We start from the raw sequence: 9792 nt of genomic DNA, 5'->3' as shown, positions 1-9792 counted from the left end.
TTTGAAGGTACGTCGATAGACGTTTTTCTTATGCCTGCAAATCTATCATTACTGGAGGATTCGTAGAATGAGGTTTTGGAAGTTTCACAAATGGATGGTTCTGGCACTCGTGTTTGTTCTGTTCTTACCTGTTACCAGTCGTTCTGTTCAAGCGGAAACTTCAAAGAAGTCCATCACGATCACGCTTGATGGAGACAAAATCAATAGCGACGTCGCCCCATACATCATACCGAAAGTGAACGTTACGATGGTTCCGCTCCGCGTCATTAGCGAAGGACTCGGCGCATCGGTCAATTGGGAGCAAGCCTCAAAAACCGTCAGCATTAACGGCAGCGGCTCGTCTTTGGCGTTAACCAGCGGCAAGAAAACGGCTCTGGTCAACGGGAGCGCCGTGGCGCTTGATGCTTCGGTGGACATCAAAAACGGCAGAATCATGGTGCCGCTGCGGTTTGTAGGCGAGAACCTTGGCCTGCAGGTGGTTTGGAATCAAGCGGCGCAGAGCATTGCGCTGCTGTCCGGCTCATACATACCAAGCCTGCCGAATCCGGCCGAGCCGGGGCAGCCGAACCCAAGCCCGGGTACGGGGCAGCAGGCGCAGGGCATTCATGGGGCGTGGATATCTACCGTGTCCAACCTGGACTGGCCCTCGACGAAATCCGTAGGGAAAATAGATCAGCAGAAGCAGGAATTCAGATCGATGCTGGATAAGCTGCAGGCGATCGGTATTAATGCGGTATTCGTGCAGGTACGTCCTGCAGGCGACGCCTTGTATCCATCGGATTTGGTTCCTTGGTCCGAGTATTTAACGGGTAAACAGGGGCAGGATCCGGGTTATGATCCGCTTCAGTTCATGATAGAGGAAGCCCATCAGCGGGGCATGCAGTTCCATGCCTGGTTCAATCCGTTCCGGGCCAGCTCCGGCGCGGCCGTATCCAAGCTGGCTCCGAGCTCGGTCGTCGTGCAGCATCCGGACTGGATCGTGACGACGGACGGCAAACCGATCATTAACCCCGGCATTCCGGAAGCAAGGCAGCATATTATCGACGTCGTGATGGAAGTCGTGAATAAATACAACGTCGACGGCGTGCATCTGGATGATTACTTCTATCCGTCAAGCGGCACGTTTAATGATGATGCTACCTACCGTACTTATAATACGACAGGCCTTGCCAAAGCCGACTGGCGCAGAGACAACATCAATCAATTCGTCCAAAAGCTTGGACAATCGATACATGCGGCGAAGCCTTCGGTCGAATTCGGCATCAGCCCGTTCGGTGTATGGCGCAATAAAGCGACTGACGTGACGGGCTCGGATACGAAAGCCGGCGTTACGGCATACGATTCGATGTATGCGGACGTCAGAACATGGATTCAGAACCGCTGGATTGATTATGTCGCTCCGCAAATCTACTGGAGCATGTCGTTCAAAATCGCGCAATACGATAAGCTTGTCGATTGGTGGGCTGCCGAAGTGGCCGGCACAGGTGTCGATCTGCTGATTGGCCAGGCGCCATACAAGCTTGGAACGACGGAAGCCGGATGGCAGAGCTCACAGGAAATCATCAATCAGCTCCTATACAATGAAAAATACGCGGATATTAAGGGCTCCATCTTTTTCAGAGCCGCGCATCTGATCAATAATCCGCTTGGACTTATTCCGGCATTAACTGCATTTTATCAGCAATAATTACGTTCATATCGAGTCATGAATCGACTCCCGTTCTCATACATTATTTTGAATAGTTGAGGACGGGGGTTTTTGTATGCTCATCAACGCTGTTTTTGAGGGCGGCGGGGTCAAGGGGATCTCGCTTGCAGGCGCTGTGAAATCAGCCGAAAATGCGGGCGTCGTTTTCAACAGGCTGGCAGGAACCTCGTCCGGATCCATCGTTGCCGCTCTGCTTGCTGCCGGCTTTACGGCTGACGAAATGAGCGAAATCGTCAGGACGACGCCATTCGATTCCTTTCTACACAGAGCTCCCATTTTTAATGCCAAAATTATCGGACCTGCGGTACGCCTATTTATTAAAAAAGGGCTTTACTCCGTCGAAGCGCTTGAACTCTGGATTCATAATATATTAAGAACCAAAGGAATACGCACCTTTTCCGATATCCCCCACGGTAAATTGATGATAATCGCCTCCGATATCACCAACGGCAAAATACTGGTGCTTCCGGATGACCTGATCAAGCTGGGGATCAATCCTGCTGCCTTTGAGGTGTCCAAAGCCATTCGCATGAGTACGAGCATTCCTTATTTTTTTGATCCCGTCATACTCAGAATGTGCGGAAATGCCGCTCGCGGCAAATCGTTTAAAGACCAGTTCGTCTATGTTGTGGATGGAGGGCTCCTCAGCAACTTCCCGCTCTGGCTGTTCGATTCGACTTCACCTGCAGAGCAGCCATCCTTCGGTCAGACGTCTATTCAGACGATCGGATTTCAGATGGTAGGCCGCAGTTCCGGAAGTCCCCATATCATACGGGGACCGATCAGCATGCTGCAGGCGATGTTTGAAACGATGCTTTCGGCTCACGATGAACGGTATATCGAGCAGGTCAACCGGTTCAGAACGATCAAAATCCCCACGCTTGGCGTGGGGACGACGCAGTTTCATATTACACCGGATCAAAGCGCGGAGCTGTATGAGTCTGGCTTGCAGGCGGGGAGCAAATTTTTTGCGAGATTCAAGGAATGAATTGATGAATAGAGAAGGCGCCCGTCGCTCCCTCTTGAAGGGATGCGGCGGGCGCCTGTTTAAATTTGCTCGTTAATGATATTTGGGCTGCTGATCATCGTTTTTGCCTTTGGAACCCTCGATGACCTGAAAAGGATAATGCTTTCTTTTGCCGGAAGTTTGGTTCGTGCGTTTGGCAGCAGCCACCTTTTCCATCGTTTTGGCGGAAGGCTTGATTTTGATCTTCTGCTTCTTGGCACGTCCGGGCTGATACTTGTAGAGCAGGAATATGACACCGAACACGAGCAAGGGGATAAGCAGCAACCGGATCAGTGCTCCCTTATCGAAGAATGCCATATCTACGATGCCAATGACAGCAAGCACCATGGCAACCCAAAAGATTATCGCATGCCTTTTCATCTCATCCTCATCCTTTCAGGGGATCCAAGACTCCAGTTCTGACAGGCTGGTTTGATGCAGGTGCATTTTCCATTTGTTCGTCAAGCTCGAGCATACGTTTAAAGGAAGCAATCGAAACCTCGACCTGATCGTCCTTCGGTTCCTTGGTAGTAAGCAGCTGCAGCCACAGTCCAGGATAGCCGAGATAGCGCAGCACGGGTACTTCTCTGAGCGAGTTCGTCATTTTCAAAAATTCAAACGAAATAGCGATCACGACAGGAAGCAAAACAATCCGCTGCAGCACACGCTGCGTCATGTTATCCCATGGTACAAGGGAGTAGATCAGGACGCCCAGCACGATCGTGAGCATCATAAAGCTGCTTCCGCAGCGATAATGGAGCCGGCTGTGCTTCTGCACGTTCTGTACAGTCAATTCCTCGCCTGCCTCATAGGTGGTAATCACTTTATGCTCTGCACCATGGTACTGGAACAAACGCTTGACCACCGGCGTCTGGGAAATGGCCCACAGGTACACCAGAAGCAGCAGGAGCTTGATGACCCCTTCAATGAGATTATGCAGAATATAGTTGCTGAAAAGCTTGCCGAACAAGAAACTTTCCAAAAATACCGGGAGCAGCGTGAGCACCAGCTTGCCGACCACGAAGGAGAGAACGCCTACCGCAGCCACGCCGATAATCATGCTGAGGCTCCACTTGGATTCTTCCTTCTCCTTCAGCTTTTCGCGCTCTTCAGGCTCCAGTGTATCGTCCGCATATGCATCTGCGGAATAGTTCAAATGCTTCGTTCCCTTGGCGCTCGAATCTATGATACTGACGATGCCTCGCAGCAGCGGGACCTTGCGCAGCTTGCGGACCCAGTTCTTATCTTCCTTGGGCACTTCCAAAAATGTAATCTCCTGATTCTTGCGACGTACGGCTGTCACATTGACATATTTGCCGCCAAACATAACGCCTTCAATAACGGCTTGGCCGCCGTAGCTGACAGTTTTTGATTCTTGCGACAACCAGTTCACCTTCCCCGAGTAATGGATGTATACAGGATCCGACAGGTCCTGCATCGGTAACCCGGCTTTTCGAGGCATGAAGAGTGCGCAAGGAAAGCCTGAGTTTGATTAAGTCTATTGTATCGAATTTCCGCTTCAATTTCTAGTTGGTTATGGCTTGGTCGAAATGTGCATACTAAGGAAAACAAAAGGAGTCCTCTAACATGACGACACAGGCTGCCGCTCATCAACAAAAGTTACAGGATGGGAACACGAACGTTATGGCGTTTGCGCTTGAGCTCGGTTTTTTTGCGGGACTGATCTGGGGCGCCATTCACTGGGTGTTTTATTCATTCCATTTTACGAAAGTGATTCCGGGCTTTCTTGGAGCCCCGTTCTTTAAGCTTTCGTTTTTGAAAAGCGGCTCCGGCCATCTCGCCGGCTGGCTGCTGTTTATTCTCCTCTCGACGATTGCATCAATTATATACGCTTTGCTTTTCCGCAAGATGAGAGGACCGTGGCCGGGGATCATCTATGGAATGGTATGGTGGTGCCTCATTTTTGCCGCCGCCGGCCCGGCACTTCATATGGTCAAGCCACTTCGGCAGCTGGGATGGAATACGATCGTCAGTGAATTTTGCCTGTTTCTGCTTTGGGGATTGTTTATCGGCTACACCATCGCGGTGGAGTTTACCGATGAACGGAAGCGGGAACCGCAGCATGCCAAGGCCTGAGCGAGCAAAAAAACTTCTCAAGTGGACATTCCCTATGTTAAAATAGCAGATGGTTATTTGACGATAAGGGTGGGAATACCATTTTGAGAACCATATGGGTGATCAACGGACCGAACCTGAACCTGCTTGGGCTTCGGGAGCCCGGTGTATACGGCTCTCAAAGCCTGCAAGCCATCGAGGAAGGTTTGCTTCAAAAGGCGGAAGCTTTGGGCGTGTCGGTTACATTTTATCAATCCAACCATGAAGGCGACATCATCGACCGAATCCATGGCGCTCTCGGCCATGCCGACGGGATCGTCCTGAATCCTGGCGCGTTGACTCACTACAGCTATGCTGTGCGGGACGCGATCAGCTCCGTACGGATACCTACGGTTGAGGTGCATCTATCCAACATCCATGCCCGGGAAGAGTTCCGTCATACGTCGGTCATCGCTCCCGTTGCCGTTGGACAGATTGCGGGATTCGGTGCTGTAAGCTATGAACTTGGATTGATTGCCCTGCTTCGCCACTTGGAAAGTCAGGGACAATAGGTCGCTGCCTCTTCCGGATGAAGCTGTGAAGTGAGAGGAGACGAAAGGCTTATGAGCAACCATCGTGTACTTAAACTGCGTGAAGCGATGCAGCAAAAAAATGTGGAGGCATTGTTTGTCACCAGCGCGATTAACCGCCGTTACCTGAGCGGATTTACGGGTTCTTCAGGCTATGTGCTGGTGACCTTGAACGACGCATATTTGCTGACCGACTTCCGCTATATGACCCAGGCGCCGCAGCAAGCGAAGGATTTCAAGGTTGTCGAACATGCGCAGCGGGTTACGGATACGGTCAAGGAATTGCTGGCTTCCGCCAACATCAACAAGCTTGCTTTTGAACAGGATGATGTGTCCTTTGCTTCATACAGCGCTTATGCAGAGCAGCTTAAGCCGATTCAACTGGTGCCGGTTTCGGGCCTCGTTGAACAGCTGCGCATCATTAAGGATGCTGAGGAGCTGAAGGTGATGCAGAGAGCTGCGGATCTTGCCGACAGTACATTCAATCACATTTTGGGCTTCGTCAAATCGGGAATGACCGAACGCGAAGTCGATCTCGAGATGGAATTCTACATGCGTCGCCATGGCGCGACTTGCTCCTCGTTTGACACGATCGTCGCCTCCGGAGAACGCTCCGCGATGCCGCATGGCGTTGCCAGCGAACGCGTGATTGCGGGCAACGAGCTGATTACGTTTGACTTTGGCGCGCTTCTTGACGGCTATTGCTCCGACCTGACCCGTACCATCGCGATCGGCGAGCCTGATCCGAAGCTGAAAGAGATTTACAACATTGTTCTGGAGGCGCAGCTGCATGCCCTCGAACACATTAAGCCTGGGATGACCGGCCGCGAAGCTGACGCTTTGGCGCGCGACATCATTGCGAAATACGGCTACGGGGACATGTTCGGCCATAGTACAGGCCACGGCCTCGGTATGGAAGTGCATGAAAATCCGCGGCTGTCCAAGCTGAGCGACGATATTCTGCAGCCGGGCATGGTCGTCACCGTTGAACCGGGCATTTACATTCCGGGACTTGGCGGTGTTCGCATTGAGGATGATATTGTGATCACGGAGACGGGAAATGCTGTCTTGACGCATTCGTCGAAGGAATTTACCGTATTGCCGGTGTGATTAACGCAATATATATTTTATTTTAGGAGGCATTTTTGTGATTTCAGTAAACGATTTTAAAACAGGATTAACGGTAGAAGTGGATGGCGATATTTTTACCGTTCTTGATTTCCAACACGTAAAACCAGGTAAAGGTGCGGCTTTCGTTCGCTCCAAGCTGAAAAACCTTCGTAACGGCAATACAGTAGAGCGCACATTCCGTGCTGGCGAGACCATCGGCCGTGCGATCATCGAAAACCGCGGCGTTTCTTACCTGTATGCGAGCGGCCAGGAACATACGTTTATGGACAACGAAACTTACGACCAATTCACCCTGGACAGCGATCAGCTGGAATGGGAACTGAACTTCCTGAAAGAAAACATGAACGTAAACATTGTCAGCTACCAAGGCGAAATCCTGGGCATCAACCTCCCTACCAGCGTTGAGCTGAAGGTTGTTGAAACCGAGCCGGGCATCAAAGGCAACACGGCTACGGGCGCTACGAAAAACGCCAAGGTTGAAACCGGCCTGAACGTTCAGGTTCCGCTGTTCATTAACGAAGGCGATGTCCTCCTGATCGATACCCGTGAAGGAAAGTACATCTCCCGCGCGTAGTTTTTTTCTTCGGAAAAGGAACGGTTTGAACTTCGGATTCCCCTCACCTCCAGTGAGGGGGATTTTTTGCATAAGCAGGAAAAGTCCTTGATATACATAGCCTCACAGGAAAAAAAGTCTACCTCTCCGGTGGACTTTCGTATTATACTAATTTAAAGCGTAAAATAGACATTTGGATAATGAGTGGGGAGTGAATCGAAGTTGTCACTGTACGTCATGAAATTCGGAGGCAGCTCTGTAGGAGACACGGAGCGAATGAAGCGCGTCGCCAGACGCATCGTTGAGAAGCAGGACGAAGGACATCAATGCGTCGTGGTCGTTTCCGCGATGGGAGATACCACGGACGACCTGATTGATCAAGCGAAGCTTCTGAATCCTGAGCCTCCCGCACGGGAAATGGATATGCTGATGACGACAGGGGAGCAGATTTCCATGTCCCTGTTGTCGATGGCCATTCATCAGCTTGGACGCAGCGCCGTCTCGCTGACCGGATGGCAGGCTGGATTCCGTACAGAACCTGTGCACGGCAAAGCGCGGATTATGGATATTATACCTGAACGCGTACAGTCCGCTCTGCAAAACGATCAAATCGTCATCGTCGCAGGCTTTCAAGGCATGACCGAGGACGGCGAAATCACGACGCTCGGACGCGGCGGGTCGGATACGACGGCTGTTGCGCTCGCGGCAGCGATCGGTGCGGATGTATGCGAAATCTATACGGATGTGGACGGAATTTATTCGACAGACCCGCGCATGGTGAAATGCGCGCGCAAGCTTGAGGAAATATCCTATGACGAAATGCTGGAGCTCGCGAATCTGGGGGCGGCTGTCCTGCATCCGCGGGCGGTCGAATACGCCAAGCATCATAAGGTGCACCTGGTCGTCAGATCCAGCTTCAACTATAACGAAGGTACAGCGGTTAAGGAGGAAACGAGCGTGGAACAAGGAGTCGTAGTAAGCGGCATCGCTTATGATAAAAATGTGGCAAGAATCAGCATTCTTGGCGTGGAGGATATTCCGGGCGTGCTGGCTCAAGTATTCGGCGCACTCGCCGACGCTTCGATCAACGTGGATATTATCGTACAAAGCGGTGTTCAGGACGGCAAGGCGGATTTCTCCTTTACGACCTCCTTGTCCGAAAGCGAGTATGCGCTTGAAGTAATTCACGGCCTCAAATCCAAGCTTCCATACCGCGAAGTGACTTCCGAGACCAACCTGGTGAAGGTTTCGATCGTCGGCGCGGGCATGATCAGCCATCCGGGCGTAGCTGCCCAAATGTTTGACGTTATTTCCAAACAGGGCGTCAGCATTAAAATGGTCAGCACGTCGGAAATCAAGACATCCTGCGTCATCGAGAACGGCAACCTGGAACAGGTCGTCCGGGCGCTGCATACGGCTTACAACTTGGATACGGATGCACAGGTGTTTGTCGGAGGACCGCAGGAACGCCGTTAAGAGGAACTAGGGAGCATATAAAGGGATAAAGCGGCGGTGCGAAGGAGATCATCCTGGCATCGCCGTTTTTTCGTTTATGGAGGCAGCCACGTAACCTTTTAGGGGAGAAAGCTGCTCTTCATGTATATGGTGGACATTCTGAAGAAAGGGAAAAAACTTCGTGTCCGTGTTCCCGCAATTGTACGAAGGGGGAAAAAGCATGCTGCATATTGTCAACGGCGATGCCGTCGCCAAAACGCTTCAGCAAGGGGTCGTCCAGGGAGATATTCTCGTCTGGCGCGAGGTGTATCCGGAAGGACCCGTTTTCCGCGAGGCAGCCGAACCTTCTCATCGCTCGGTCCGCGCAAAATATCTGGAGAAGGCCATGGGAATACCGGAAGAAGATTTTATCCGGTCCAGCGAGGCACAGGAGCTTCAATTGGCCCGGTTCCGCGAATATGAAGACATCGTGCTCTGGTTCGAGCATGATCTGTTCGACCAGACCATGCTGAGCTATCTGCTGCACTGGTTCGCCAGGCAGTCCTTGGGTCAGACGAGACTGCACCTGCTCTGTATCGGTGACTACCCTGGAGTGGGCCTTTTCCGTGGACTCGGACAATTATCGGCCAGCCAGCTCAAGACGTTATCCGGTACCTGGCACGCCGTAAGGGAAGACGAGCTTAAGCTCGGAAGCGCAGTCTGGGAGGCATACACTTCGCCGGATCCAAAGGATCTCCAGAAGCTGCTGCGGGAAGACACGTCGGCGCTGCCGTTTGTGAAGGAGGCGTTCGGGCTGCATTTATCGCGGTATCCCTCCACCGATAACGGATTGGGCATCATTGAGCAGCTGACATTGGAACATATCGACTCAGGCATAGGCTCGCCGATCGAGCTGTTCAGGCAAATCGGAAATCAGCTGCACGGATTAGGCATGGGGGATTTGCAGTACTGGCATGTTTTGAGCAGCATGTGCGAGGGGAAAAGCCCGCTGCTGAAACTGGAAGGGACGAAGGCTTTTCCCGGCTTTATCCAGCCGTCGGCCGATTTTCAGGCCAGCAGGCTAGTCATGACGGAGTGGGGAACCCGGGTATTACGCGGGGAAGATCATGTGGAGCGCTGCGGCATCGACCGGTGGTACGGGGGTGTCCATCTCCTTGGCAGGCGCGCAGCATGGCGCTGGGATGTGGAAGCGAAGGCGCTTGTGGATTGCAGAGAGTGAGCAAATGAAAAAACGGCGGTGCGAAGGAGAGTATCCTGGCACCGCCGTTTTTTTGTTCCATCGCTCGTTTGCTGG

General features: G+C 52.1%; 10 protein-coding genes. 8 read left to right on the top strand and 2 right to left on the bottom strand.

Annotated features, from left to right (window positions below):
- Positions 1–67: 67 nt before the first annotated feature.
- Positions 68–1687 carry a family 10 glycosylhydrolase gene (locus PCH05_RS13695; protein WP_127602962.1) on the top strand — a complete coding sequence of 540 codons (1620 nt, stop codon included), beginning with the start codon at positions 68–70 and terminating at the stop codon, positions 1685–1687.
- Between the two features lie 76 nt (positions 1688–1763).
- Entirely contained in the window at positions 1764–2696 is a 933-nt protein-coding gene (locus tag PCH05_RS13690; protein WP_127602961.1) for a patatin-like phospholipase family protein, read from the top strand.
- A 72-nt stretch (positions 2697–2768) separates the two neighbouring features.
- Here PCH05_RS13690 and PCH05_RS13685 read toward each other — a convergent pair whose 3' ends face one another.
- Entirely contained in the window at positions 2769–3095 is a 327-nt protein-coding gene (locus PCH05_RS13685) for a hypothetical protein (protein WP_127602960.1), read from the bottom strand.
- 7 nt (positions 3096–3102) lie between these two features.
- Positions 3103–4098 (bottom strand): DUF1385 domain-containing protein, encoded by a 996-nt coding sequence (locus PCH05_RS13680; protein WP_127602959.1) that lies wholly within the window; start codon positions 4096–4098, stop codon positions 3103–3105.
- Positions 4099–4301: 203 nt separating this feature from the next.
- On the opposite strand from PCH05_RS13680, the gene PCH05_RS13675 reads away from it, so the two are divergent.
- The 6 genes from PCH05_RS13675 (at position 4302) to PCH05_RS13650 (ending at position 9717) form a co-directional block, all read left to right on the top strand.
- On the top strand, positions 4302–4811 hold the full coding sequence (locus tag PCH05_RS13675; RefSeq protein WP_127602958.1) for a YqhR family membrane protein: 510 nt from the start codon (positions 4302–4304) through the stop codon (positions 4809–4811).
- A gap of 83 nt (positions 4812–4894) precedes the next feature.
- Positions 4895–5341: a type II 3-dehydroquinate dehydratase gene (gene aroQ / locus PCH05_RS13670; protein ID WP_127602957.1), complete on the top strand. Its 447-nt coding sequence runs from the start codon at positions 4895–4897 to the stop codon at positions 5339–5341.
- A gap of 51 nt (positions 5342–5392) precedes the next feature.
- Complete coding sequence (locus PCH05_RS13665; RefSeq protein WP_127602956.1) at positions 5393–6469, top strand: M24 family metallopeptidase; 1077 nt, start codon at positions 5393–5395, stop codon at positions 6467–6469.
- 37 nt (positions 6470–6506) lie between these two features.
- Positions 6507–7064, top strand: coding sequence for an elongation factor P (efp, locus tag PCH05_RS13660; RefSeq protein WP_127602955.1), 558 nt, complete (start codon positions 6507–6509; stop codon positions 7062–7064).
- A gap of 201 nt (positions 7065–7265) precedes the next feature.
- On the top strand, positions 7266–8519 hold the full coding sequence (locus tag PCH05_RS13655; protein ID WP_127602954.1) for an aspartate kinase: 1254 nt from the start codon (positions 7266–7268) through the stop codon (positions 8517–8519).
- 199 nt (positions 8520–8718) lie between these two features.
- Positions 8719–9717: a DUF1835 domain-containing protein gene (locus tag PCH05_RS13650; protein ID WP_127602953.1), complete on the top strand. Its 999-nt coding sequence runs from the start codon at positions 8719–8721 to the stop codon at positions 9715–9717.
- Positions 9718–9792 lie beyond the last annotated feature (75 nt).

The organism is Paenibacillus chibensis, from assembly GCF_004001045.1.
In the GTDB taxonomy this organism is placed as follows: Bacteria; Bacillota; Bacilli; order Paenibacillales; family Paenibacillaceae; genus Paenibacillus_AQ; species Paenibacillus_AQ chibensis.
This window is presented reverse-complemented; position numbering and strand designations above follow the sequence as displayed.